The organism is Pseudomonas sp. BN102 (assembly GCF_029871245.1).
In the GTDB taxonomy this organism is placed as follows: Bacteria; Pseudomonadota; Gammaproteobacteria; order Pseudomonadales; family Pseudomonadaceae; genus Metapseudomonas.
The window spans coordinates 1-24,493 of the sequence record NZ_SSON01000035.1 but is presented as its reverse complement, the minus strand read 5'-3'; the positions used below and the strand labels follow the sequence as shown (position 1 = coordinate 24,493).

General features: G+C 65.0%; 30 protein-coding genes. 14 read left to right on the top strand and 16 right to left on the bottom strand.

The window, feature by feature from the left end; translation table 11 throughout:
• Positions 1-7 precede the first annotated feature (7 nt).
• The gene (locus E8F12_RS05515) at positions 8-1,222 is read right to left on the bottom strand and encodes a benzoate/H(+) symporter BenE family transporter (RefSeq protein ID WP_280324280.1); all 1,215 of its coding nucleotides are present in this window, start codon (positions 1,220-1,222) and stop codon (positions 8-10) included.
• Positions 1,222-1,839, bottom strand: a complete 618-nt coding sequence (locus E8F12_RS05510; protein ID WP_280324279.1) for a LysE family translocator — start codon at positions 1,837-1,839, stop codon at positions 1,222-1,224. The genes E8F12_RS05515 and E8F12_RS05510 overlap by 1 nt, the downstream gene beginning before the upstream one ends.
• Before the next feature lie 147 nt (positions 1,840-1,986).
• Here E8F12_RS05510 and E8F12_RS05505 point away from each other — a divergent pair, with 147 nt between their 5' ends.
• Positions 1,987-2,616 (top strand): hypothetical protein, encoded by a 630-nt coding sequence (locus tag E8F12_RS05505; protein ID WP_280324278.1) that lies wholly within the window; start codon positions 1,987-1,989, stop codon positions 2,614-2,616.
• Here the strand turns inward: E8F12_RS05505 and E8F12_RS05500 are convergent.
• Positions 2,613-3,068 carry a MarR family transcriptional regulator gene (locus E8F12_RS05500; RefSeq protein WP_280324277.1) on the bottom strand — a complete coding sequence of 152 codons (456 nt, stop codon included), beginning with the start codon at positions 3,066-3,068 and terminating at the stop codon, positions 2,613-2,615. The genes E8F12_RS05505 and E8F12_RS05500 overlap by 4 nt on opposite strands.
• A gap of 82 nt (positions 3,069-3,150) precedes the next feature.
• Here E8F12_RS05500 and E8F12_RS05495 point away from each other — a divergent pair, with 82 nt between their 5' ends.
• The 3 genes from E8F12_RS05495 to E8F12_RS05485 all read left to right on the top strand — a co-directional run bounded on the left by E8F12_RS05495 (position 3,151) and on the right by E8F12_RS05485 (position 5,510).
• Complete coding sequence (locus E8F12_RS05495) at positions 3,151-4,317, top strand: PLP-dependent aminotransferase family protein (RefSeq protein WP_280324276.1); 1,167 nt, start codon at positions 3,151-3,153, stop codon at positions 4,315-4,317.
• 18 nt (positions 4,318-4,335) lie between these two features.
• Entirely contained in the window at positions 4,336-4,938 is a 603-nt protein-coding gene (locus E8F12_RS05490) for a glutathione S-transferase family protein (RefSeq protein ID WP_280324275.1), read from the top strand.
• Positions 4,939-5,162: 224 nt separating this feature from the next.
• Positions 5,163-5,510: a GFA family protein gene (locus E8F12_RS05485; protein ID WP_280324274.1), complete on the top strand. Its 348-nt coding sequence runs from the start codon at positions 5,163-5,165 to the stop codon at positions 5,508-5,510.
• On the opposite strand, the gene E8F12_RS05480 is transcribed toward E8F12_RS05485, so the two are convergent.
• The 6 genes from E8F12_RS05480 to E8F12_RS05455 form a co-directional block, all read right to left on the bottom strand.
• Positions 5,511-5,744: a hypothetical protein gene (locus E8F12_RS05480; protein WP_280324273.1), complete on the bottom strand. Its 234-nt coding sequence runs from the start codon at positions 5,742-5,744 to the stop codon at positions 5,511-5,513. It abuts the gene before it with no gap.
• A gap of 41 nt (positions 5,745-5,785) precedes the next feature.
• Entirely contained in the window at positions 5,786-5,971 is a 186-nt protein-coding gene (locus tag E8F12_RS05475; RefSeq protein WP_280324272.1) for a hypothetical protein, read from the bottom strand.
• A 186-nt stretch (positions 5,972-6,157) separates the two neighbouring features.
• Positions 6,158-6,706, bottom strand: a complete 549-nt coding sequence (gene folE, locus E8F12_RS05470; protein WP_280324271.1) for a GTP cyclohydrolase I FolE — start codon at positions 6,704-6,706, stop codon at positions 6,158-6,160.
• A 101-nt stretch (positions 6,707-6,807) separates the two neighbouring features.
• Complete coding sequence (locus E8F12_RS05465) at positions 6,808-7,380, bottom strand: Smr/MutS family protein (RefSeq protein ID WP_280324270.1); 573 nt, start codon at positions 7,378-7,380, stop codon at positions 6,808-6,810.
• Between the two features lie 50 nt (positions 7,381-7,430).
• On the bottom strand, positions 7,431-7,751 hold the full coding sequence (locus E8F12_RS05460) for a hypothetical protein (RefSeq protein WP_280288018.1): 321 nt from the start codon (positions 7,749-7,751) through the stop codon (positions 7,431-7,433).
• A 97-nt stretch (positions 7,752-7,848) separates the two neighbouring features.
• Positions 7,849-8,445 carry a cysteine hydrolase family protein gene (locus tag E8F12_RS05455; RefSeq protein ID WP_280324269.1) on the bottom strand — a complete coding sequence of 199 codons (597 nt, stop codon included), beginning with the start codon at positions 8,443-8,445 and terminating at the stop codon, positions 7,849-7,851.
• A 225-nt stretch (positions 8,446-8,670) separates the two neighbouring features.
• Between E8F12_RS05455 and prmB the strand changes: the two genes are divergently transcribed.
• Positions 8,671-9,585 (top strand): 50S ribosomal protein L3 N(5)-glutamine methyltransferase, encoded by a 915-nt coding sequence (gene prmB, locus E8F12_RS05450; protein WP_280324268.1) that lies wholly within the window; start codon positions 8,671-8,673, stop codon positions 9,583-9,585.
• A gap of 12 nt (positions 9,586-9,597) precedes the next feature.
• Here the strand turns inward: prmB and E8F12_RS05445 are convergent, their stop codons facing one another.
• Together E8F12_RS05445 and E8F12_RS05440 are read right to left on the bottom strand one after the other, a co-directional pair.
• A complete protein-coding gene (locus E8F12_RS05445; RefSeq protein WP_280324267.1) occupies positions 9,598-10,377 on the bottom strand; it encodes a hypothetical protein in 780 nt (259 codons plus the stop codon).
• A gap of 55 nt (positions 10,378-10,432) precedes the next feature.
• Positions 10,433-11,413, bottom strand: a complete 981-nt coding sequence (locus E8F12_RS05440) for an alpha/beta fold hydrolase (protein WP_280324266.1) — start codon at positions 11,411-11,413, stop codon at positions 10,433-10,435.
• Positions 11,414-11,545: 132 nt separating this feature from the next.
• Between E8F12_RS05440 and aroC the strand changes: the two genes are divergently transcribed.
• The 6 genes from aroC to E8F12_RS05410 all read left to right on the top strand — a co-directional run bounded on the left by aroC (position 11,546) and on the right by E8F12_RS05410 (position 16,559).
• Positions 11,546-12,637 (top strand): chorismate synthase, encoded by a 1,092-nt coding sequence (gene aroC, locus E8F12_RS05435; protein ID WP_280324265.1) that lies wholly within the window; start codon positions 11,546-11,548, stop codon positions 12,635-12,637.
• Entirely contained in the window at positions 12,634-13,794 is a 1,161-nt protein-coding gene (locus E8F12_RS05430; protein WP_280324264.1) for an MFS transporter, read from the top strand. Before aroC ends, E8F12_RS05430 begins: the two co-directional genes overlap by 4 nt.
• Positions 13,791-14,405, top strand: a complete 615-nt coding sequence (locus E8F12_RS05425) for a methylthioribulose 1-phosphate dehydratase (RefSeq protein WP_280324263.1) — start codon at positions 13,791-13,793, stop codon at positions 14,403-14,405. Before E8F12_RS05430 ends, E8F12_RS05425 begins: the two co-directional genes overlap by 4 nt.
• 87 nt (positions 14,406-14,492) lie before the next feature.
• A complete protein-coding gene (locus E8F12_RS05420; protein ID WP_280324262.1) occupies positions 14,493-15,038 on the top strand; it encodes an acireductone dioxygenase in 546 nt (181 codons plus the stop codon).
• Positions 15,039-15,136: 98 nt separating this feature from the next.
• Positions 15,137-15,820, top strand: a complete 684-nt coding sequence (gene mtnC / locus E8F12_RS05415; protein WP_280324261.1) for an acireductone synthase — start codon at positions 15,137-15,139, stop codon at positions 15,818-15,820.
• A 181-nt stretch (positions 15,821-16,001) separates the two neighbouring features.
• Positions 16,002-16,559, top strand: coding sequence for a histidine phosphatase family protein (locus E8F12_RS05410; RefSeq protein ID WP_280324260.1), 558 nt, complete (start codon positions 16,002-16,004; stop codon positions 16,557-16,559).
• 261 nt (positions 16,560-16,820) lie between these two features.
• Here the strand turns inward: E8F12_RS05410 and E8F12_RS05405 are convergent, their stop codons facing one another.
• Together E8F12_RS05405 and E8F12_RS05400 are read right to left on the bottom strand one after the other, a co-directional pair.
• The gene (locus E8F12_RS05405; RefSeq protein ID WP_280324259.1) at positions 16,821-17,321 is read right to left on the bottom strand and encodes a methylated-DNA--[protein]-cysteine S-methyltransferase; all 501 of its coding nucleotides are present in this window, start codon (positions 17,319-17,321) and stop codon (positions 16,821-16,823) included.
• A 2-nt stretch (positions 17,322-17,323) separates the two neighbouring features.
• A complete protein-coding gene (locus E8F12_RS05400) occupies positions 17,324-18,184 on the bottom strand; it encodes a DNA-3-methyladenine glycosylase (RefSeq protein ID WP_280324258.1) in 861 nt (286 codons plus the stop codon).
• 220 nt (positions 18,185-18,404) lie between these two features.
• Between E8F12_RS05400 and speE the strand changes: the two genes are divergently transcribed.
• Positions 18,405-19,265: a polyamine aminopropyltransferase gene (speE, locus tag E8F12_RS05395; RefSeq protein WP_280324257.1), complete on the top strand. Its 861-nt coding sequence runs from the start codon at positions 18,405-18,407 to the stop codon at positions 19,263-19,265.
• 274 nt (positions 19,266-19,539) lie between these two features.
• Here speE and E8F12_RS05390 read toward each other — a convergent pair whose 3' ends face one another.
• From E8F12_RS05390 to E8F12_RS05380, 3 genes are read right to left on the bottom strand one after another with little or no spacing between them, the layout of a single operon-like run.
• The gene (locus E8F12_RS05390; RefSeq protein WP_280324256.1) at positions 19,540-20,526 is read right to left on the bottom strand and encodes an alpha-L-glutamate ligase-like protein; all 987 of its coding nucleotides are present in this window, start codon (positions 20,524-20,526) and stop codon (positions 19,540-19,542) included.
• A 3-nt stretch (positions 20,527-20,529) separates the two neighbouring features.
• Entirely contained in the window at positions 20,530-22,056 is a 1,527-nt protein-coding gene (locus E8F12_RS05385; protein ID WP_280324255.1) for an inactive transglutaminase family protein, read from the bottom strand.
• Positions 22,057-22,061: 5 nt separating this feature from the next.
• On the bottom strand, positions 22,062-22,598 hold the full coding sequence (locus tag E8F12_RS05380) for an ATP-dependent zinc protease (protein ID WP_280324254.1): 537 nt from the start codon (positions 22,596-22,598) through the stop codon (positions 22,062-22,064).
• Positions 22,599-22,902: 304 nt separating this feature from the next.
• On the opposite strand from E8F12_RS05380, the gene E8F12_RS05375 reads away from it, so the two are divergent.
• Together E8F12_RS05375 and prpB are read left to right on the top strand one after the other, a co-directional pair.
• Entirely contained in the window at positions 22,903-23,625 is a 723-nt protein-coding gene (locus E8F12_RS05375) for a GntR family transcriptional regulator (protein WP_280288035.1), read from the top strand.
• A partial coding sequence (prpB, locus tag E8F12_RS05370; protein ID WP_280324249.1) for a methylisocitrate lyase occupies positions 23,622-24,493 on the top strand: 872 nt, incomplete at its 3' end. The genes E8F12_RS05375 and prpB, both read left to right, overlap by 4 nt.

The following is a 24,493-nucleotide window of genomic DNA, read 5'->3' as shown; positions in this document are numbered from 1 at the left end:
ATTTTCTTCATTTGTCCCGGCCGCTGTCCGAGTTGAGGATCAGCAAGGTCAGTACCCCGGCGATCAGGCCCCAGAAGGCCGAACCGATGGACAGCAGGGTCATGCCCGAGGCAGTGACCATGAAGGTGATCAGCGCGGCCTCGCGCTCCTTGGGCTCCTGCATGGCGACGGTCAGGCCGTTGCTGATGGAGCCGAACAGCGCCAGCGCGGCGATGGACAGCACCAGCTCTTTTGGAAAGGCGGCGAACAGTGCCGCCAGGGTGGCGCCGAAGGTGCCGGCGACGCCGTAGAAAATCCCGCACCAGACCGCGGCCGTGTAGCGCCTGTCGCGGTCTTCATGGGCGTGCGGGCCGGTGCAGATGGCCGCGCTGATGGCGGCCAGGTTGATGCCGTGGGAGCCGAAGGGTGCCAGCAGCAGCGAGGCGATACCGGTGACCGAGATCAGCGGCGAGGCCGGCATCTGGTAGCCGTCGGCGCGCAGCACGGCGATGCCGGGGATGTTCTGCGAGGCCATGGCCACCACGAAGAGCGGGATGCCGATGCTGATTACCGCGGTCAGGGAGAATTCCGGCTTGGTCCAGACCGGCTCGGCCAGGGCGAAGCGGAAGCCGCTGAAGTCCAGCAGGCCCAACGCCGCTGCGGCAGTGCAGCCCACCAGCAGTGCCGCCAGCACGGCATAGCGCGGCTGCAGGCGCTTGAACACCAGATAACTGAAGAACATCGCCAGCACCAGGGTGGTGCGGTGCTGGGCGGCGATGAAGATCTCGCTGCCGATCTTGAACAGGATGCCGGCCAGCAGGGCGGCCGCCAGGGAGCCGGGCAGCCGGCGCATCAGCCGCTCGAAGCCGCCGGTCAGCCCGACCAGCGCGAGCAGCACCGCACAAACGATGAAGGCGCCAATCGCCTCCCCATAGCTCACCCCTGGCAGGCTGGTGATCAGCAGCGCAGCGCCTGGGGTGGACCAGGCCACCACTATGGGGGCGCGATAGCGCAGCGACAGGCCGATGGTGGTGACGGCCATGCCGATGGACAGGGCCCAGATCCAGGAGGAGATCTGCGCGTTGCTCAGGCCGGCGGCCTGGCCGGCCTGGAACATCAGCACCAGGGAGCTGGTGTAGCCGGTGAGCATGGCGATGAAACCCGCCACCACGGCGGAGGGCGAGGAGTCCGCCAGGGGGCGCAGGCGCGGTACGTTGGTCGGGGTTTCCGAACTAGGGGTCATCAGATCTTTCCGTTGACGTCGACCAGGATGGGGTAGAGCGAAGCCACCAGCAGCAGGGCCATGCCGATATTGAATAGGCGCAGGATGCGCGGCTCCGCCAGCCAGCGGCGCAGCAGACTGCCGGCGACCGTCCAGAGGCCAACGCTGGGGCAGTTGATCAGGGCGAACAGCGCGGCGATCAGCACCACGTTGACCACGAAGTTTTCCTGCGGGGTGTAGGTGGTGATAGCACCGATGGCCATTACCCACGCCTTGGGGTTCACCCACTGGAAGGCGGCGGCCTGAAGAAAGGTGAAGGGTTTCGGCCGCTTCTCCGCGTTGCCTTCGTCCGGCGCGCCGGAACCGGCGATCTTCCAGGCCAGGTAAAGCAGGTAGGCAGCGCCGCCATAGCGCAGCAGGGTATAGAGGGCCGGCACCTGCTCGAACACTTGGCTCAGGCCCAGGCCGACGGCTATCACCAGCACCATGAAACCGAGGCTGATGCCGAGCATGTGCGGCAGGCTGCGGCGCACGCCGAAGTTCACCCCGGAGGCGAGCAGCATCATGTTGTTGGGGCCGGGCGTCACCGAAGTGACGAAAGCGAAGAGGACGAAGGCGAAGATCAGTTCCAGGCTCATGGCGGTCACTCGGTTGTTGTGTCCGCAGACTAAGGCCTGGTGCCTTGCAACGTCTCGATACAGCGACACGCGCGTTGACCGATACAGTCGGTTGGCACCCTGGGGATCAGCGGCTACTGTGTTGTTTTTCCGCCTGGAGAGATGCACATGGATGAGAACCCCTACGCCGCCCCGCGGGTCGAGCTGGTGGAGGACGTCGGGACGCGGCAGATGAATGGCTGGAGCCCCAAGCAGTTGAGGGTGCTGGCCTGGCTGAGCCTGGTCTGCGTGGTGGGAACCGTGACCTTGACCGGACTGGCCGTGGCCGCTGGCGCCCTGGAAGATCCGCTGATGATCCGCCTGTCCGATTGGCTGGGCGTGGCCCTGACCTTGCTCGGCTGCTACCTGCTGATCCGCCTGAAGCTTTTCGCCGAGGCGCGCTTTGCCGCCGAAGGGCTGGCACCACCGGTCTGGGCCGTGATCATCGGCAGTCTGGTCGTCGAAGTGCTGGATTTCCTGATGGGCGACGCCAGCACCCAGCCGGGTTGGCCGATGCTGCTCTACTTCGGGGTGATCGCCGCGCTTGGCGCCCTGACCGCCTGGCTGGCGGTGCGGATGCTGAAGGTGCAGAACGCCTACCCGGCATTCCGGGTCATGGCCTGGCTGAACCTGGTGGGAGGCATCATGATGGCCACCATCGTGCTGATGCTGCTGGGCCTGCTGCCGCTGATCGCCGGCAATGTGGCCATGATGCTGGTGTTCTTCCGCGCCGCGCGGGAGCTTCAGTCCCCCGCTTAACCCTCGGCGGCTTCGTTCTGCCGTGCGGTGGAAATGGCCTGGTTGACCTGCAGCCAGCCGCGCACCGCCTCTTCCCCGGCCTCACCGAAGGCGCGCTGCAACAGACGCGCCTGCTCCCGGCGCAGGGCCTGTTCCAGCTTCGCTCCCTCGGCGGTGAAGCCCAGCAGGCGTTTACGCTTGTCTTCGACCGCGGCCACGCTTTCCACCAGGTGCATCTCGATAAGTTGGCGCAGTGGCGTGTTCAGCGCCTGCTTGGTCACCCCCAGGTAGCCCAGCAGTTCCTTGACGCTCAGCCCCGGGTATTTGGCGATGAAGAACAGGATGCGGTGGTGCACCCGCGACAGGCCGCGGCGGGCGAGTATCTCGTCCGGCTTGCTGGTGAAGGCCTGGTAGCCAAAGAAGAAGGCTTCCATGGCAGCTTGCTGAATGGCGGAATTTTTCAGGTCAAGCATATTGACGTATCTGTCGCGGGCATCGTAGTTTCGGTCAAGCAGTTTGACTTAATTTCCTCGCTTCCGCACCCGGTGACAATCCATGGCCTTCTCCGAACGCATCGCCCGCCTGAAAAGCTCTCTGATCCGCGAAATCCTTGCCGCCGCCCAGCGTCCGGAAGTGATGTCCTTCGCCGGAGGCCTGCCGGCCGAGCCAATGCTGCCGAAGGTGGAGTGGGCCGAGATGCCAGCGAGCATGGGCCAGTACGGCATGAGTGAAGGCGAGCCTGCCCTGCGCGAGGCCATCGCCGCCGAGGCGAGGGCGCTCGGCTTGCCCTGCGAAGCCAGCCAGGTGCTGATCGTCAGCGGTTCCCAGCAGACCCTGGACCTGGCCTCCAAGCTGTTCATCGATCCGGGCACCGAAGTGCTGCTGGAAGCGCCCACCTACCTGGCGGCCCTGCAGGCCTTCCAGCTATTCGGCGCCGACTGCATCGCCGTGCCCCAGGAAGCCGACGGTCCGGAAATCGCCGCCCTGCGCCAGCGCCTGGAGCAGCACAAGCCGGCCTTTGCCTATCTGATCCCGACCTTCCAGAACCCGTCCGGCACCCGCTACAGCGAGGCCAAGCGCGACGCGGTCGCCGCGCTGCTGGACGAGTTCGGCGTGACCCTGATCGAAGACGAGCCCTACCGCGAGCTGGTGTTCGACGAGGGCAGCGCCACCCCCATCGTCACCCGCCTGAAGAAGGCCAGCTGGATCTACACCGGCACGGTGTCCAAGACGCTGCTGCCGGGCCTGCGGGTGGGCTTCCTGATCGCCACCCCGGACCTGTTCCCGCACCTGCTGCGCCTGAAGCAGTCCGCCGATCTGCACACCAACCGCATCGGCCAGTGGCAGGCGCTGCAATGGTTCGGCACTGAGCAGTACCGCCAGCATCTGGCCGAGCTGCGTGACTTCTACCGCGTACGCCGCGATTCCATGCAGGCTGCGCTGGAGCAACACTTCGGCGAGTTGGCCAGCTGGGAAGTGCCCCAGGGCGGGTTGTTCTTCTGGCTGACCCTGAAGCAGCCGCTGGACACCCGTACCCTGCTGAAGCCTGCGCTGGAGCAGAACGTCGCCTTCATGCCGGGCGAGCCGTTCTTCATCGACCCGGACAAGCACCCGGGCCACCTGCGCCTGAACTTCAGCCATGTGGCGCCCGAGCGCCTGGGCGAAGGCCTCAAGCGGCTTGCGGGCGTCATCCGCCAGGCACAAGCGGCCGAGGCCGCCTGACAGTTAAGGAGGGGAGAGATGTACAAGGTCTACGGCGATTACATTTCCGGCAACTGCTACAAGGTCAAGCTGATCCTCAACCTGCTCGGCCTGCCGTATCAGTGGATTCCGGTGGACATCCTCAAGGGTGAGACCCAGAGCCCCGAGTTCCTGGAGAAGAACCCCAACGGCAAGATCCCGGTGCTGGAGCTGGACGACGGCACCACCCTGTGGGAATCCAATGCCATCCTGAATTTCCTCGCCGAGGGCAGCGACCTGCTGCCCAGCGAACCGCGGCTGCGCACCCAGGTGCTGCAGTGGCAGTTCTTCGAGCAGTACAGCCACGAGCCCTATGTTGCGGTGGCGCGCTTCATCCAGCTGTACCAGGGGATTCCGGAAGAGCGCCTGGAGGAATACAAGGTGTGCCATGCGCGTGGGTACAAGGCGTTGAAGGTGATGGAAAAGCAGCTGCAACGCACGCCCTACCTGGTAGGCGAGCACTATTCCATCGCCGATATCGCCCTCTATGCCTACACGCATGTGGCCCACGAAGGCGGCTTCGACCTCTCCGGCTATCCGGCGATCCTCGCCTGGCTGGACCGCGTGGCCAGCCACCCGCGACATGTGGCCATGCTCGACTGAGCGTGCTCAATCCCAGGAAGAAGCCGGCGCAAGCCGGCTTTTTCGTCCAGGGTTGTTGGCGACATGAAACCAAGTAGGGTGCGCCGTGCACACCAGGATGCTCGCGCGCAGGTTTCGGTGCGCATGGCGCGCCCTACGGCCTGGCTTTTCCGTGGCGGGTTCATCAGCCCTGTACTAAGTTGGACGCTTCAGCCTGCCAGCAGGCATTGAGCGGAGTGCCGGCCATGAGATACCGAGGCAGTTGCCACTGCGGGAAGATCGCATTCGAGGTCGAGGGCACCCTGGAGCAGGTCATGGAGTGCAACTGCTCGCTGTGCAGTCGGCGCGGCTACCTGCTGTGGTTCGTTCCCCGGGAGCAGTTCAAGCTCTCCACGCCCGAGTCCGACCTGTCGACCTATCGCTTCAACCGCATGCACATCGCCCATCACTTCTGTGCCACCTGCGGCTGCGCACCCTATGGCGAAGCCACCGACCCCAAGGGCAACGCCATGGCCGCAGTGAATGTCCGCTGCCTGGAGGATGTGCCCCTGGATGGGCTCAAGGTGGTGAAGGTGGACGGCAAGAGCTTCTAGTCAGACCCGGTCGCCAAAACCCAGGTAACTCACCAGTCCGCTGTCGAACAGCCCACCGAGGGCCTCGGCCGCAGTACCGACGTCATCCTGGCTGGTGATGATCCAGACATCTGCTTCGAGGGCGTCCAACTGGCCGCCAAGACTCGCGACCAGGCTTTGCAGGTGTGACGAAAGTCCGTCGGTGGATTGCCGGGCGGCGCGGATCAGGATGGTGAGGGTTGCTTGGTTCGACATGGTCCATCTCCTGCTGCAGGTGGCGGAACGGTCGGTGGCGATCAGCGGCTGTCCGGGGCGCCGGCCGGCCTGACTTCGAAGGCCTGGAAGCGTTCACCGCTCTCCGGTGTGATGTCCCGGGCGAAGCCATGGGGTGAGCCGGAGGTCGCTATCGCCATGCGGGCAGTGGAAAAGCCGAGACGCCCGAAGATGACGGGAAATAGTGGGTGGAGTCGGGGCGGGTGCATCTGGATCAACCTTGCCGAAGCGAGTTCTGTGACGGGCTCAGATTGCGCCTGGCGCCGTTGAATCCCCATATCCAATTGCCTGGAAAATTCCGGGGCCAATGCCTGGGCGGTCTCATTTGCCGGTTCCTTGTCCGGCGCCCACAAAAAAAGCCGGCTTGCGCCGGCTTTTTCGTGGGAGAGCGAAACTCAGTTGTTGATCAGGCTGAGGAACTCGCTGCGAGTGGCGGCGTTCTCGCGGAACTCGCCGAGCATCACCGAGGTGACCATCGAGGAGTTCTGCTTCTCCACGCCGCGCATCATCATGCACATGTGCTGGGCTTCGATGACCACGGCCACGCCCAGGGCGCCGGTGACTTTCTGCACGGCCTCGGCGATCTGGCGGCTGAGGTTTTCCTGGATCTGCAGGCGGCGGGCGTACATGTCGACGATGCGTGCCACCTTGGACAGGCCCAGGACCTTGCCGTTGGGAATGTAGGCGACATGGGCCTTGCCGATGAACGGCAGCAGGTGGTGTTCGCACAGCGAATACAGCTCGATGTGCTTGACCAGCACCATTTCGCTGTTATCGGAGCTGAACAGGGCGCCATTGGTGACTTCTTCCAGCGTCTGCTCGTAGCCGCGGCAGAGGTACTGCATCGCTTTTGCGGCGCGCTTCGGGGTATCGAGCAGGCCTTCGCGGGAGACGTCCTCGCCGATCTGGCCGAGGATCGCGGTGTAATGCTGTTCCAGGGACATGGAAATTCCTGTGGGGTTTTACGCAAGGGCGCAGGGTAGGGCGCGCCGGGGCCGTTGGCAAGGGCAGGCTGTACTTGCCGACAGCCTGCGGACCGGATGCCTCATTCGTCGCGGCCTTCCAGCATGGTTCGGCGCAGCATCACATAGACGGCGCCGGTGCCGCCGTGCTTGGGCAGGCAGGAGGTGAAGCCGAGCACCTGCGGGTGCTGGCGCAGCCAGGTGTTGACGTGGCTCTTGATCAGCGGGCGCTTGCCGTCCAGGCGTGCCGCCTTGCCGTGGGTCACGCGGATGCAGCGCACCTCGAAGCGGGTGGCTTCGGCAATGAAGTCCCAGAGCGTTTCGCGGGCCTTCTCCACGGTCATGCCGTGCAGGTCGAGGCTGCCGTCGAAGCCGATCTGGCCCTGTTTGAGCTTACGCATCTGGCCTTCCTGCACGCCATCACGGGCCCAGGATAGCTCGTCCTCGGCACCCACATCGATGACGAACTGATCGGACAGGCCATCGACCTTGACGCTGGCCACGCTCAGGGTGGCGTTCTGTCGGCGGCTGGCCAGTTGGGTCTTGTCCGGGCGCACCTTGCCGGTGTCGGCGCGATCGTTGCGGATGCGCTTCACGCCACGCATTTCCATGGCGAACAGAGTGCTTTCGTCGTCTTTTTGGGCTTCGTCTTGCATACAGGCCTCCGCGAAGGGCGGCTAGTTTACCCAAATGGCCCGCGCGCGGCTCAGTCGCGTTTCTTCATCAGATGCGGGGACAGGCTGAGGTCGCTGCGTCGTCGCGATCGGCGCCGGCACAGGCGCCAGGCCAGCACGCCAACCCAGAGGAACAGCAGGCCAAAGAGCAGCAGCACGATGGCGGCGCCGGTGCTGTCGTTGAGCGGGCCAAGTGCTGGTGGGCGGCCCAGCAGGGTGGCTGTGCCGGCCATCGCCAGCAGCACGCCAAATCCGGCAAAGAGCGCAGCCAATGCCGCCGCGAATCGCCAGCGCCAGCTGCCCGGCCCCCTTGGGCGCAGGCGGCGGGCATCGAAACCATCGGATAACTTCATCCGGACGTCCTCTTGCTTGATCGGGGTATGACCGGCACCAGCTGGCGTGGTTCCGGTCGTCCTTCCGATGGATGTCGCGGGATGTAACGGCGTTTCCCTAGATGAGCGCCTTGGCCTGCGGCACCACGCTGGCGAAGTTGTCGGCGAGGGCGATCACTTCGACACGGTGCATCTCCTCCGCGCTGATCACGCCGCCATCGACGGTCGGCAGGTCGCGGGTCGCGCAGGCGGCACTCACCAGCGTACAGCGATAACCATAGTCCTTGGCGGCGCGAACCGTGGTGCTGACGCTGGAGTGGGTCATGAAGCCGCAGACGATCAGGTCCAGATGGCCGATCGCCTGCAGGCGATCATGCAGGTCGGTACCGGCGAAGGCGTTGGGCAGGCGCTTCTCGACCACGATCTCGCCGGGCAGGGGCGCGGCTTCTGGAAGGTGCTGGCCGCGTTCACCGCGAGGGTCGAGCAGGCCGCCGGGAACGCCGAGGTGCTTGACGTGCACGATGGCGCTGCCCATGGCTCGGGCGGCGGCGAGCAGGCCGGCGATCTCGCCGAGGGCGGCATCCAGGCCGGGCAGGGCGAGGACACCGCTGCGGTACTCTTCCTGAGCGTCGATGATCACCAGGGTGGCATTGTTCAGGCTGGCCGGCGGGTAGCCGCGGCCACTGAGCTGGAACATGGATTTCGGGGCGGACATGCGAATCTCCGGGTACGACTTGGCCACTATTGTCCGCCCTGCGGAGGAATAAGTGAACCATGGACCAAGGTCCAGTTGCCCACCAGCGCCTCGGCAGGTCGCCGGCCAAGGGGCGCTGACCCCACCTGCCGTCGGTTCCGCCGGTTGCCGCTCGTCGCCCCCTGGAAGCTGCTCCGAAACTGGAGGGGTGCTAGAATCGACGGCCCGCTTTCTGAGGTAGTCGACGTGTCCGAGTCCCGCCTGCGCACCCTGCGTGATCACATTCGCTGGGCTGTCAGCCGTTTCCATGCTGAAAACCTGTTCTTCGGTCATGGCACCGACAATGCCTGGGATGAGGCCCGACAACTGGTGCTGGGCGCCCTGCACCTACCATACGAGATCGCCGACAGTTACCTGGACTGCCGCCTGGAAGAGGATGAATGCGCGCACCTGCGGGAGCTGCTGCGCCGCCGCATCGACGAGCGTGTGCCGGTGGCCTATCTACTTGGGGAGGCCTGGTTCTGCGGCATGCCCTTCGTGGTCGACGAGCGCGTGCTGGTACCCCGTTCGCCCATCGCCGAGCTGATCCAGCAGCGCTTCTCCCCCTGGCTGCCCCAGGGCCCGACGCGCATCCTCGACCTATGCACCGGCTCGGGCTGCATCGGCATTGCCTGCGCCCACGCCTTCCACGAGGCCGAGGTGGTCCTGGGCGACCTGTCCTTCGATGCCCTGGAAGTGGCCAACCTCAATATCGAGCGCCACGGCCTGGAGGACCGCGTCTATACGGTGCAGGGCGACGGCTTCGATGGCCTGCCGGGGCAGCGCTTCGACCTGATCGTCTCCAACCCGCCCTATGTCGATGCCGAAGATTTCGCCGACATGCCGGCCGAGTACCATCATGAGCCCGAGCTGGGACTGGCCTGCGGTCACGACGGCCTCGACCTGGTCCGGCGGATGCTGGCCGAGGCGGCCGATCACCTGAACGAAAAGGGCTTGCTGATTGTGGAAGTGGGCAACAGCCAGGAGCATGTGGAAGCGCTCTACCCGGAGGTGGACTTCCTCTGGCTGGACTTCGAGCATGGCGGCCACGGCGTATTCATGCTCAGCGCCAGGCAGTGCCGAGAGCACCAGTCGCTGTTCCGTTCGCGGTTGCGCGGCTGACCCCGATCGGGGTCAGCGGGTAATGATCCAGATCAGCAGGCCGGCCTGGAACAAGGCGAAGACCACCAGGCAGGCGATGGTGAAGCGCAGGCCTCCGTCCTCGTGCTTGTAGACGGCGATCCGTTCTTCCAGGTTGCGGATCGCCACGTCCTGCCGCTGCAGGTTCTGGTCGGCCTGCTCCAGCATCGCGGCGGCCTCCTGCAGACCCACCCATTGCACCTTCTCGCGGTGCCAGTCGCCGTGCAGTTCGCTGACCCGGCCGGCGCCATAGCTGGCCTTCAGCTGCAGGCTGTCCAGATAGTTGACCTGAAAGCCCTGGGCCTTGAGCACATGGTCACGGCGCAGGCGCGCGTCGTTGTCTAGGGCGTCCTTGGCCGGCAGGGCGCCGCCCTCGACCCGGTAGTGCGCCCAGCGTTGTTTGGCCCAGGCAATGCCCTGGGCCAGCAGGAAACGCCCCAGCCCGCGATTCTGCGGCTCCAGTTGCAGGCCGCCATCGGGACCGAAGCGTACCTCCTTGCTGCGGTGATCGGCCCAGACTTCCAGCAGGTTCTGTTCCTTGCGCACCTTCTGTCCCGGCAGCTCGATCACCAACCGCAGCAGGCTCTGCTCCCGGCTGTGCCGTTCCACCCGGCCGAGCTCGACGAAGCGCAGGGGCCGCACACCGGTGTGGCGGTCGATGGGCAGCGGGGACAGGCGCAGCAGTTCGCAGCGCTCGGTCGCCAGATCTGCCCAAGGGTGGGGCTGGGGCGCGGCTTCCTCGCCACTCTGTTGCTCGGCTGGGCTTTCAGTCATCGAGATGTACCTTCCAGGAACCTGCGAGACGAATGTAGTACGTCCGTCTAAGGCCTTATCGGCTGTTTCCCGCATTTCTGGAGGCCGGCAGTGCCTGGATGAAGTCCAGGATGCGGTCGCCCAATTCCCGCGCCAGGGGCAAATGCGGGTCGCGATAGGACGCCAGTTGCTGCTCCATGTCCATGGGCACTATGCGCAGCATGTGGTTCATGCCGTCAATGATCGTCAGTTGCGCGTCCGGTCGCGCGGCCTTGAGCTGCTCGGCATCCGCCACACCGACCTGGATGTCGTGGCTGCCCTGCAGGATCAGCGCCGGAATCCGCAGTCGGCCGAAGGCCTGCGCCGGGTCCTGGCGGAACAGGGAAATCAGGTAGGGCTGCACGCTGGGCCGAAACAGCACTTCCAGCGGTTTCGGCACCTCGGCCACCTGCTGGCCGGCCCGCAGGCTGCTCAACAGCGACTCGCTCTGCGCCAGCAGGGGCGGCGGCAGGCGGTCCTGCAACTGCGCGCGCAGCAGCTGGTCGATGGGGCGGGCGCTGCCGGCGATGCTGACCAGGGCATCGGCGCCGGCGCTGTCCGCCGCCAGACTGGCGATCAGCGCGCCCTCGCTATGGCCGATGAGGATGAGCCTGGAGAAGCGCGCATCCTGTTTCAGGCGCCTGCCCCAGGCCGCCGCGTCGCTGGCGTAGAGCTCGATGCTCAACTGGCGCTCGTCCGTGCCCGCATCCTGGCTGGCGGCAATGCCGCGCTTGTCGTAACGCACGCTGGCGATGCCGTTGCGCGCCAGCAGCTGGGCGAGCTTCTTCAGGCTGTCGTTGCGCCCGCCGAGCGGATTGTTGCCGTCGCGGTCGGTGGGGCCCGAACCGGCGATGATCAGCGCCACCGGCACCGGCTGGTCGGTCTTGGGCCGCAGCAGGGTGCCGCGCAGGGTGCCGCTGCCGGTGTCCAGCTCGATGGGGCGTTGCAGTACGCTCTGCGGGGCGGCCTGGGCCAGGCCGGCGAGGAGAGGAAGGATCAGGAGCAGGAGTCGCAGCATGGGATGGGGTCAGTGTCCAGGTTGGCGGGTTGGACGCGGGCAGCGGCGCAAGGTTCGAGGGGTGAACTGGCCGGACGCCGCGGGTATACTGCTCGACCTTCGATCGAGGCCCATTTCTGCGGAGCACTGTGCATGTCCGGCAACACCTACGGCAAGCTGTTCACCGTCACCACCGCTGGCGAAAGCCATGGTCCGGCGCTGGTCGCCATAGTCGACGGCTGCCCGCCGGGGTTGGATCTGTCCCTGGAGGACCTGCAGCGTGACCTGGACCGCCGCAAGCCGGGGACCAGCCGCCACACCACGCAGCGCCAGGAGGCTGACGAGGTGGAGATTCTCTCTGGCGTGTTCGAGGGCAAGACCACCGGCTGCGCCATCGGCCTGCTGATCCGCAACACCGACCAGAAGTCCAAGGACTACTCGGCGATCAAGGACCTGTTCCGCCCGGCCCACGCCGACTACACCTACCACCACAAGTACGGCATCCGCGACTACCGGGGCGGCGGCCGTTCCTCGGCGCGGGAAACCGCCATGCGCGTGGCCGCCGGTGCCATCGCCAAGAAGTACCTGGCGACCCTGGGCATCAGCGTCCGTGGCTACATGAGCCAGCTCGGCCCGATCGAGATTCCCTTCAAGACCTGGGATTCGGTGGAGCAGAACGCCTTCTTCAGCCCCGACCCGGACAAGGTGCCGGAGCTGGAGGCCTACATGGATCAGCTGCGCCGCGACCAGGATTCGGTGGGCGCGAAGATCACCGTGGTCGCCGAAGGCGTGCCGCCAGGCCTGGGTGAGCCGATCTTCGACCGCCTGGACGCCGAACTGGCCCATGCGCTGATGAGCATCAACGCGGTCAAGGGCGTGGAAATCGGCGCCGGCTTCGACAGCGTGGCCCAGCGCGGCACGCAGCATCGCGACGAGCTGACCCCGGAAGGCTTCCTCTCCAACAATGCCGGCGGCATCCTCGGCGGGATTTCCTCCGGCCAGCCGATAGTTGCCAACCTGGCGCTGAAGCCGACTTCCAGCATCACCACTCCCGGCCGCTCCATCGACATCCACGGCAACCCGGTGGAAGTGGTCACCAAGGGCCGCCACGATCCCTGCGTGGGCATCCGTGCCACCCCGATCGCCGAAGCCATGATGGCCATCGTGCTGATGGACCACCTGCTGCGCCACCGTGCGCAGAACGCTGGCGTGCAGGTTGAGACCCCGGTGCTCGGCCAGCTGTGACGGGCGGCGCGAACGCGCTGCCCTACTGGCGGCTGTCCAGCTTCTACCTCTTCTACTTTTCCCTGCTGGGCGCCACGGCGCCCTTCCTCGGCCTGTACTTCGCGCACCTGGGCTTTTCCAGTGCGCGCATCGGCGAGCTGCTGGCCATCCCCATGCTGATGCGCTGCGTGGCGCCGAATCTCTGGGGTTGGCTAGGGGACCGCAGCGGCAGGCGGCTGGATATCGTGCGCTTCGGCGCCTTCTGCACCCTGGTCACCTTCTCGCTGATCTTCGTCAGCCACAGCTACGCCTGGCTGGCCCTGATCATGGCTCTGCATGCTTTCTTCTGGCATGCGGTGCTGCCGCAGTTCGAGGTGATCACCCTGGCGCACCTCAAGGAGCAGGCGGCGCGCTATAGCCAGGTGCGGCTCTGGGGCTCCATCGGCTTCATCCTCACCGTGATTGGACTGGGCACGCTGTTCGACCTGTTCAGCCTGGATCTCTATCCCTGGGCGCTGGTGCTCATCATGGCTGGCATCGTCCTCAGCAGCTTCTGGGTACCCAATGCCATGCCCCAGATGCGGCCAGACGCCATGGGGCAGGGCGGTTTCCTCGCCCAACTGCGCCAGCCCGGCGTGTTGGCCTTCTACCTGTGCGTGGGGCTGATGCAGCTGTCCCATGGGCCCTACTACAGTTTCCAGACCATCTACCTGGAATCCCTCGGTTACCCGCGCAGCCTGATCGGCCAGCTCTGGGCCCTGGGTGTGGTGGCCGAGGTGTTGCTGTTCCTAGTGATGGCGCGGGTCCTCGCGCGCTACTCGGTGCGCGTGGTGCTGATAGCCAGTTTCCTGATCGCCGCGCTGCGCTGGCTGCTGCTGGGCAATTTCGCCGAGCAGTTGCCGGTGCTGCTCTTCGCCCAGTTGCTGCACGCTTTCACCTTCGGCAGCTTTCACGCTGCCGCCATCCATTTCGTGCAACGTCGTTTCGGGCCGCGCCAGCAGGGCCAGGGCCAGGCGCTCTACGCTGCCCTGGCCGGTACCGGCGGCGCCCTCGGCGCGCTTTACTCAGGCTACAGCTGGAGCAGCCTGGGGCCGGTCTGGACTTACGTCATCGCCAGTCTCGCGGCACTCGCCGCAGCCGTTATCATTGCCACCCGATTGCAAGAGGAGCGGGCATGAATCGCCAACAACTCGCCCAGGAAATCATCGAAGCCGGTCGCTTCCTGTACGACCGCGGCTGGTCGCCAGCCACCAGCAGCAACTACTCGACGCGGCTGTCCGCCTCGGAGGCGCTGCTGACCGTTTCCGGCAAGCACAAGGGCCAACTGGGCCCGGACGACGTCCTGGCCACCGACCTGGACGGTAACAGCCTGGAGCCGGGCAAGAAGCCGTCGGCGGAAACCCTGCTGCATACCCAGCTCTACCGCTGGAAGCCGGAGATAGGCGCGGTGCTGCACACCCATTCGGTGAACGCTACCGTGCTTTCGCGCCTGACCCTGGCCGACTCGCTGGTGTTCGCCGACTACGAACTGCAGAAGGCCTTCAGTGGCATTTCCACCCATGAATCCCAGGTGCTGATACCGATCTTCGACAACGACCAGGACATCGCCCGCCTGGCCGCCAAGGTGCAGCCCTGGCTGGACCAGCACCCGGACTGCGTGGGTTACCTGATCCGCGGCCACGGCCTCTATACTTGGGGGTCGCGAATGAGCGACGCCCTGCGCCAGGTCGAGGCCTTCGAGTTTCTCTTCGAGTGCGAGCTGAAGACCCTCTCGATCAGCAAGCGCTGATGCTTCCTTCGCACGAAGATGCCTGATTGATACCGGGGCCGTCCGACCCGCCCGAGAGCCGGGAGGAGGCCCGCAAGGAGTTCCCAGATGAGCAGCCTGACCGTCTACCACGAATCCAACCCCGACCTGCCGAACAAGGTGTTGACTCACCTGGATGACATCGCCTCCACCCTGGCATCCGTCGGCGTGCGCTTCTCGCGCTGGGAGGCCTCCGCTCCCATCACCCCCGGCGCCAGCCAGGACGAGGTGATCGCCGCCTACCGGCCGCAGATCGACCGCCTGATGCAGGAGCAGGGCTATGTCACGGTAGACGTGGTCAGCCTGACCGCCGACCACCCGCAGAAGACCGAGCTGCGCGCCAAGTTCCTCGACGAGCACCGCCATGGCGAGGACGAGGTGCGCTTCTTCGTCGCTGGCCGTGGCCTTTTCACCCTGCATATAGACGACTACGTCTACGCCGTGCTCTGCGAGAAGAACGACCTGATCTCGGTGCCGGCCGGCACCCGTCACTGGTTCGACATGGGTGAGCATCCGCACTTCGTGGCCATCCGCCTGTTCAATAATCCGGAAGGCTGGGTCGCCCAGTTCACCGGCGACGATATCGTCAAGCGTTTCCCGCAGCTGGAAGACTGACCCTTTAGGAGCGAGCTTGCTCGCGAATTCGCTTCTGGCCCTGTCGCCAGCAAGCTGGCTCCTACGCCGGCACCATCCGATTCACCTGGAGTTTCCCCATGCTCATCAAGGCCATCCTCACTGATATCGAAGGCACCACCAGCGCGGTGAGTTTCGTCTTCGACGTGCTTTTCCCCTTTGCGGCGCGGCATTTGCCGGAGTTCGTCCTGAACCACGCCGAGCAGCCGGAGGTGGCCGAGCAGATCGCCGCCGTGCGGGCGGAAAGCGGCGAGGCCGGGGCCAGCCTGGAACGGGTGGTGGAAATCCTCCTCGGCTGGATTGCCGAAGATCGCAAGGCCACGCCGCTGAAAGCGCTGCAGGGCATGGTCTGGGCGCAGGGCTACCGGGCCGGCCAGCTCAAGGGGCATGTCTACCCGGATGCGGTGGAGGCGCTGCGTCGCTGGAAGGAGGAGGGCTATGACCTCTACGTCTATTCCTCCGGCTCCATCCAGGCGCAGAAGCTGATCTTCGGCTGCTCCGAGGCCGGCGACCTGAGCTCGCTGTTCTCCGGCTACTTCGACACCACGTCCGGGCCCAAGCGCGAAGGGGCTTCCTATCAGCGCATCGCCGCGGCCATCGGCCTGCCCGGCGAGCAGATCCTCTTCCTGTCCGATGTGGTCCAGGAGTTGGATGCCGCCCGCGAAGCGGGCCTGCAAACCATTGGCCTGGCCCGCGAAGGCGGCGAGCTGGGTGATCACGAGACCGTGGCCAGTTTCGCGGTGATCGACCTGGCGCGCCTCTAACGCCACAAGAATCGTCTGACGGAGCGTGAGGATGGCTTCTGTCAGCCGATCTATCCTTGGGGTGACTGCATCCACTTGGGAGCGTCCCCATGGGTTCCTGCCTCTGCGTCGTTGCGGCCCGGTCTGATCCGGACCTGTACAGGGCAACCTCAGGCTCGGCGTTGACGATCGCGACCCGACCATGACCCGGCTTATCGTTTTGCTGCTGGCCGTGTTGCTGGCATTGCCGGCGGCCGCCGACCAGAAATCCGCCTGGCAGGCCCTGCGCGAGGGCAAGGCGTTTCTTCTGCTGCGCCACACCACCGCGCCGGGTACGGGTGACCCGGAAGGCTTTCGCCTGGGGGATTGCAGCACCCAGCGCAATCTCAGCGACAGGGGTCGGCAGGAAGCGCGACGCTGGGGCAAGCTGCTGGTGCGGCGCAAGGTGGAGCAGCCGCGCCTCTATACCAGCAGCTGGTGCCGTGCCCAGGACACCGCTCTGGAGATGGGGCTGGGGGCCGTGGAGACGCTGCCGGCGCTGGACTCCTTCTTCAGCGACCCTGACAGCCAGGAGGCGCAGATGGTCGAGATGCGCAAGGCCATAGAGAAAGTGCCCAAGGACCGGCCGGTGATCATGGTCAGCCACCAGGTGAACATCAAGGCGCTGACCGGCGTGTCGCCGAGGAATGGGGAGGGGCTGATCATCGCCCTGCCGCTAGGGGAGCCGGCCAAGGTGCTGGCGCGCATCCGCCAACCCTGAGAGCTTGCCCACGATCAGCTGCGCGTCGGAATAGCTGCGTTGAAAATGGCTTCGGAAAGCCGCTTGCGGCTAACGCGCTTCATAGCGGCCCGGAGGGCGAACAAAGTGAGCACTGCTCATTTACAACTCGTAAACTCCGCGTCCTCAGCCATTTGATTCGCTGGCGCTCCCCTTCGGGCCAGCCTGCGGCTGTTACTCCCGTTGGTCGTTGCGCCTTGTTCTTCTCTAGCTCGCGGGAACGTGAACAAGCTCTGAACTGGCTCAGATAAGCAGCAGCTGGTCTTGCTCCGGCTGCAACCGCACCCCCTCCAGCTTGAGCAGCAGCGCCTTGCGCGAAAGGCCCCCGGCATAGCCGGTAAGGCTGCCGTCGCGGCCGATCACCCGGTGACAGGGGATGACGATTGCGATCGGGTTCGCGCCGTTGGCCGTGCCGACGGCACGCACCGACTTCGGCTTGCCGATGCGTTCGGCCAGCTCGCTGTAGCTGGTGGTCTGACCGTAGGGGATGCCCTGCAGGGCCTGCCAGACCTGCTGCTGGAAGACGGTGCCACGGGGCGCCAGGCGCAGCTCGAAGCGTTTCAGACGGCCCTGGAAGTAGAGGTCCAGCTGGCGGCAGGCTTCGTCCAGTTGCTGGTGCGCCGGTTGCCAGTCGGCGGCCAGTTCCCAGGGCTGTGCGGCATCCATGTGCAGCAGTTGCAGGCCGCTGTCGTCACCAGCCAGCAGCAGCGGGCCGATGGGGCTGTCGTGGTAGCGGAAATACATGGCTAGTTCTCCTTCGCGTAGCTCTGCCAGAGATAGACGGCGGCGTAGGCGCGCCAGGGGCGCCACTGCTCGGCACGGCTGGCCAGGTCCCTTGCACTGATGCCCCCCGGGCCCCAGAGCGGCGATTTGAGCAGACCCAGGTCGGCGGTGGGGAAGGCATCCGGTTGGCCGAAGGCGCGCAGTGCGATGTATTCGGCGGTCCAGCGGCCGATGCCAGGCAGGGCGCAGAGGCGTTCGACCAGGGTTTCGACGCCAGCGGCCAGGCTCAGTTCCAGGCTGCCATCGGCCACCGCCTGGGCGAAGCGGCGCAGGGTGTCGACACGTTTGCCCGGCATGCCGATGCCGGGCAGCGAGTCTTCAGCTATGGCCTGCGGGGTGGGGAAGAGCCGCTGCGGGCCATCGACTTCTGCGTCTTCCAGGGCATCTCCGAGGCGTTCCACCAGGCGTCCAGCGATGGTCACTGCGGCCTTCACCGTGACCTGCTGGCCGATGATGGTGCGCGCGCCCTGCTCGAAGGGGTCGAAGGCGACCGGCAGGCGCAGGCCCGGATAACGGGCCAGCAACCCCTGCAGCAGCGGGTCGCGGCCCAGGTGCCGGGCGATAGCGGCGGGGTCGCTATCGAGGTCGAACATCTGCCGGATGCGTGGCTCCAGCAGTGGCGCAAGATCCCGGGTCGAGGGACTGAGCTCCAGCTCCAGCGCGCCAGGCAGCGGCCGCAGGCGGAACCAGCCGCTGCGACCGCCCAGGCGGAAACTGCGGCAATAGCTGTCTGCCGTCAGCTGTTCGACGCCGGGCAGGCGCCGCAGGGCGAAATGTTGCTGGAACTGCTGCCAGCTCCAGGGCTCGAAATAATCAAGGCGCATGGGCTCGGTAGGCTCGCGAGGATAAGGAACAGGAAGCGGTTTTGTCATGGTGCGACGATATTCTCATGGCGCCGCCTCGTCTCTGCAAAACTGACTTTCAAATTCCTCCACTGCGGTTCGACCTGACATCCAGGCCATCGTAGAATGCGCGCCTTTTCTTGGGGCGGCCTTTTTCAGGACAGGCACCGTCCGCCACTACAGCCATCACGGGAGACAACCCATGAGCGACTATCAGGAAACCCTTTACGACGGTTACGGCCAGCGCTTTCGCATGGACCGGCTGCTGCACGAGGTGCGCACCGAGCACCAGCACCTGGTGATCTTCGAGAACTCGCGCATGGGTCGCGTCATGGCCCTGGACGGCGTGATCCAGACCACCGAGGCAGACGAGTTCATCTATCACGAGATGCTCACCCACGTGCCAATCCTGGCCCATGGCGCGGTGAAGAGCGTACTGATCATCGGCGGCGGCGATGGCGGCATGCTGCGCGAGGTGCGCAAGCACCGCGATATCGAGCGCATCACCATGGTCGAGATCGACGGCACAGTGGTCGAAATGTGCAAGGAGTTCCTGCCCAACCACTCCAAGGGCGCCTATGAAGACCCGCGCCTGAACCTGGTGATCGACGACGGCATGCGTTTCGTCGCCACCACCGAGGAGAAGTTCGACGTCATCATCTCCGACTCCACCGACCCCATAGGTCCGGGTGAGGTGTTGTTCTCCGAGAACTTCTACCAGGCCTGCCGCCGCTGCCTGAACGATGGCGGCGTGCTGGTGACCCAGAACGGCACGCCCTTCATGCAACTGGACGAGGTGCAAACCACCGCCAGCCGCATGGACAGTCTGTTCGCCGACTGGCATTTCTACCAGGCGGCGGTGCCCACCTACATCGGCGGCGCCATGGCCTTCGCCTGGGGTTCCACTGACCCCGAGCTGCGCAAGTTGCCGGTGGAAACCCTGCGCCAGCGCTACGCCGGCAGCAGCATCGTGACCCGCTACTACAACCCGGAAATCCACGTCGGCGCCTTCGCTCTGCCGGAGTACGTGCTGCATGCGGTGAACAAGCCGAGCAACGACTGAGTTGCGGGATGGGTAGAAGAAGGGGCCGCAAGGCCCCTTTTTCGTTGCCAGATGCCGAGCGGCCGTATTGCCGTTGTGGGGCCCGGCTCTTGTCAGGAAACCGGGATTCAGGACTGAATCGAGTAGGGTGCACTGCGCGCACCGAAACCCCGGCACCGGATTGCCGGTGCGCACGGCGCACCCTACGGGGCCTTGAGCTTCGCAGATTGGGCTGTGGTGGCCCGCTCCATGAAAAAGCCCGGCACTTGGCCGGGCTTTTTCATGCAGCAGATCGTCAGATCTCCGCCGGCCTTACATGGCCGTAGAGTTCCTGGGATACCCGCACGCGTTCTTCCGGGGTTTCCTGGATACCCTTGGCTTTCAGCTCTTCGAGGCGAGCCTCGACGGCGTGGGCACGATGGGTCAGGCCGCAGTCGTTGGCGATCTGGATGTTCAGGCCAGGGCGGGCGTTGAGTTCGAGGATCAAGGGGCCCTTTTCCTGGTCCAGCACCATGTCGACACCAATGTAGCCCAGGCCGCACAGCTCGTAGCAACCGGCGGCCAGCTTCATGAAGCCGTCCCAGTTCGGCAGTTGCACGCCGTCCACCGCGTTGGTGGTGTCCGGGTGCTTGGCGATCTTGTTGTTCAGCCAGGTGCCGCGCAGGGTGACGCCGGTGGCCAGGTCCACGCCCACGCCGATGGCACCCTGGTGGAGGTTGGCCTTGCCGTTGGACTGCCGGGTCGGCAGGCGCAGCATGGCCATCACCGGGTAGCCCATCAGCACGATGATGCGGATGTCCGGTACGCCTTCGTAGCTGATGCTCTTGAAGATCTGGTCCGGGGTCACGCGGTACTCGATCAGCGCGCGGTCACGGTGCCCGCCGAGGGAGTAGAGGCCGGTGAGGATGGAAGAAATCTGATGCTCGATTTCCTCGTGGCTGATGATCTTGCCCGATACCGTCTTGTAGCGGCCTTCGAAGCGGTCGGCGATCACCAGGATGCCGTCGCCGCCGGCGCCTTGCGCCGGCTTGATCACGAAGTCGTTGCGCTCGCCGATGATCTCGTTGAGCTTCTCGATTTCCTTCTCGGTGGAGATGACCCCGTACATCTCGGGTACGTGGATCCCCGCCTCGATGGCGCGCTGCTTGGTGATGATTTTGTCGTCGACGATCGGGTACAGGTGCCGTTTGTTGTACTTCAGCACGTAGTCCGCGTTTCGCCGGTTGATGCCCATGATGCCTTTGGCTTCGAGGGCTTTCCACGTTTTGAGCAGGCCGAACATGGCTCAGTCCTTCAGGAAGGCTTTGAAGCGGAAGAGTTCGGTCAGGCGGTAGCCGCGGTAGCGACCCATCGCCAGCATGAAGCCCACCATGATCAGCAGCACAGCCGGGAAGGTGAAGATGAAGTAGGTCAGCTCCGGCACGCTCATCAGCAGGTGCGCCAGGGTGGCCGCGACCAGTGTGCCGATCGCCACCTTGAAGGCATGGCCGCCGCCGCGTTCTTCCCAGGTGATCGACAGGCGTTCGATGGTCATGGTCAGGATCACCATCGGGAACAGGGCGACGGACAGGCCGCGCTCCAGGCCGAGCTTGTGGCTCAGCAGGCTGATGACTGCGATCAGTACCACCACGAAGGTCAGCACCACCGAGAGCCTTGGCAACATCTGCAGCTTCAGGTGCTCGAGATAGGAGCGTAGCGACAGGCCGAGCGCGGTGATGATGGTGAACAGCACGATGCCGAAGCCCAGCTGGGTCTCGCGGAAGGCGAGGGCGATCAGTACAGGGGTGAAGGTACCCAGGGTCTGCAGGCCACCGAGGTTGCGCAGGATCAGGATCACCAGTACGCCGATCGGGATCATGATCATGATCTGGTAGGTCTGCTGGGTCTGCAGCGGCAGGCCGTAGAGCGAGTACTCGAGGAAGTCGGCGTCGGTGTTCTCGTCGGTCAACTTGGCCAGGCGGATGGCATTCATCTCGCTGTTGTTCATGCTGAAGGTCACCTGGACCTTCTTGCCGCCGTCGACATTGATCAGGTTGCCGTCACCGGTCCACCAGATCAGGCGATCGCTGGGCAGGCCCTGCTCGCCGGTCTCGGGGTTGAAGTACAGCCAGTTCTCGCCATTGAAGCTTCGTAGCCAGAGCTCGGGGCTCTGCGCCTGCTCGCTGACCAGGCGGATGGTGTGCACGCGTTCCATCGGCACGTGGGCGATGGACAGCAGCAGCTCGATGACCTTGGCCTTGTTCGGCGTGCCCGGATCGCCGGCCAGCAGCAGCTTCACGTTGTCATCGTTGATGTTGTTGACCCGCTTGATGGTCTCGGTGATGAAGGTCTCGACGTCGGCCGAGTGCTGGCGGATGGGGGCCAGCAGCGCTTCGGCGGCGATCTTCTCCGGGCCTTCGACCGGGATGCTGTCGCGGAAGATCGGTCCCTTGTCCTTGGCCTTCTCGCCGCTGTAGCGCTTGGTCAGCACCAAGCGGTAGTAGAGGGTCTGGTTGCCGCTGGCGCGACGGGCGGACCAGGTCACCTTGCGGTTGCCGTCGACGCGGTTGATGCTCACCCCGTAGTTGTTCGAGATGAAACTCTCGTTGAGGCTGACGTAGTCCCGGTTCAGCGGCGGAACGAACATCTGGACCTTGACCGGGTCCTTCGGGCTCGCCTGGAACTCGACCTTGGCGTCGATGTTCCACAGGTCGTCGGTCGCGTCCTCGGTGATCGGGATGCCCTGGATGAATATCTGGTAGGCCGTTATCAGAATGCCCAGGCTCACCAGGAGGGTGATCAGGACTTTCAGATGCAGGGTAAGAGAGCGCATGTGGGTTACTCGTCAGAGTTTGCGTCGGTGGCACAGCCGGGTTGGCCGGCAGCGTATTTAAGGCTCGGGTCGACCAGTGCATCGAAGCGCTTGAGCGCCTCGGAACCGATCAGAAGCGGGTATTGGAAAGCGCTGCGGTCGGTGAGGTTCACTTCGATCTGCCGCATGGCCTTGCCCATGCATACATCCAGTTCGATGACCGGGCGCGCGGTATAGGTCTTGCCCTCTTCGGGGTCGAAGTCCCCGGCGCGGCGCTTGATCTTGCTGATCCGCGCCAGGGGGCGTTCGATCGGGTGTTCGTGGGCGTCGTCGATGGCCAGGTAAAAGCGCACCCAGGTCTCGCCATCTTTCTTGAAGCGCTTGATGTCGCGGGCACTGAGAGAGGCGGTCTTGGCGCCGGTGTCGAGCTTGGCGGCGACCACCAGGTCGAGGTCCTTCAGCCTGGCATATTCATTGAGGCCGTAGACGGTCTTCTCGGCGGCGAAGCCGAGGCCGGGGAGGGCGAGCAGGCAGGCAAACAGTGCGAAGGGCTTGAGTGTCATAAGTCCTTTGAGCGTAACGCGGTCATCGGTCCAGTAGCCCGGCCCTCGGCCTTCATGGCTGCGGCGCCGGGTCTGGGAGTCTGGCAGGCATGTCACTGGCGCCCAGACTGGCGCTGGCGGCGCGCATTCTAGCACGCGGATTTTCCGCGGCGACAGACGCATATGGCACGGGTGGTGTGAGCACGGTGCCATTCTTAGATACTTTGGTATAAGCCGATTGTCGACAATCCATGGATTGACGTTTGACAAGGCGGCCTTGCTGGCGGTAGTTTTTGCGCCACCGCAGACAAATGTGTCGACAATCATGCTGGAAGTCACTGAAAGCCCTATCAGCGAGCAGTTGGACTCGGAAACCCTCGCCGAACACGTCTTCCGGCGTATCCAGGCCGCCATAGTGCGGGGCGAGATCGCCCCGGGCAGCAAGATCTCCGAGCCCGAGCTGGCGCGCACCTATGGCATCAGCCGTGGCCCGTTGCGCGAGGCGATCCATCGCCTGGAAGGGCAGCGCCTGCTGGTGCGGGTGCCTCATGTAGGGGCGCGGGTGGTTTCCCTCAGTCATGCCGAGCTGATCGAACTCTACGAGATTCGCGAGTCGCTGGAAGGCATGGCCTGCCGCCTGGCCGCCGAGCGCATGACCCAGGCCGAGATCGATGAGCTGCGCCGGGTGCTGGATACCCACGAGCGCGACGAAGCCTTTCAGGCCGGCCTCGGCTACTACCAGCAGGAAGGGGATTTCGACTTCCACTACCGGATCATCCAGGGCAGCGGCAACCAGACCCTGACCAAGATGCTCTGCGGCGAGCTCTACCAGCTGGTGCGCATGTACCGCCTGCAGTTCTCCACGGTGCCGAACCGGCCGCGCCAGGCCTTCAGCGAGCACCACCGGATTCTCGACGCCATCGCCGACCGAGACGGCGAACTGGCCGAGTTGCTGATGCGCCGTCACATCGGTGCATCCAAGCGCAATATCGAGCGCCACTACCAGGAAGCGCTCGCCAACCCGTCCAAAACACGAGGTGAGTCATGAACTTGAAAACCCCGGGCCAGCGTTTCCGCGACGCCATCGCCGAGGAACATCCGCTGCAGGTCATCGGCGCGATCAACGCCAACCATGCCCTGCTGGCCAAGCGCGCCGGCTTCAAGGCCATCTACCTGTCCGGTGGCGGCGTGGCCGCTGGCTCCCTGGGCCTGCCGGACCTGGGCATCAACACCCTGGACGACGTGCTCACCGATGTGCGCCGCATCACCGACGTGTGCGACCTGCCGCTGCTGGTGGATATCGACACCGGTTTCGGCCCCAGCGCCTTCAACATCGAGCGCACCGTGAAGAACCTGATCAAGGCCGGCGCGGCCGCCGCCCATATCGAGGACCAGGTCGGCGCCAAGCGTTGCGGCCACCGTCCGGGCAAGGAGATCGTCTCCACCGAGGAAATGGTCGATCGCGTCAGGGCCGCCGCCGATGCCAAGACCGACCCGAACTTCTTCCTGATCGCGCGTACCGACGCCATCCAGGCTGAAGGTGTGGACGCTGCCATCGAGCGCTGCCTGCAGTACGTCGAAGCCGGCGCCGATGCCATCTTCGCCGAGGCGGCCTACGATCTGCCGACCTACAAGCGCTTCGTCGAGGCGCTGGACGTGCCGATCCTGGCCAACATCACCGAGTTCGGCGCCACCCCGCTGTTCTCCCGCGACGAGCTGGCCTCGGTCGGCGTGGCCATCCAGCTCTACCCGCTGTCGGCCTTCCGCGCCGCCAACAAGGCAGCCGAAGCCGTGTACACCGCCATTCGCCGCGACGGTCACCAGAAAGAGGTCATCGACCTGATGCAGACCCGCGCCGAGTTGTACGACCGCATCGGCTACCACGCCTTCGAACAGAAACTGGATGCCCTGTTCGC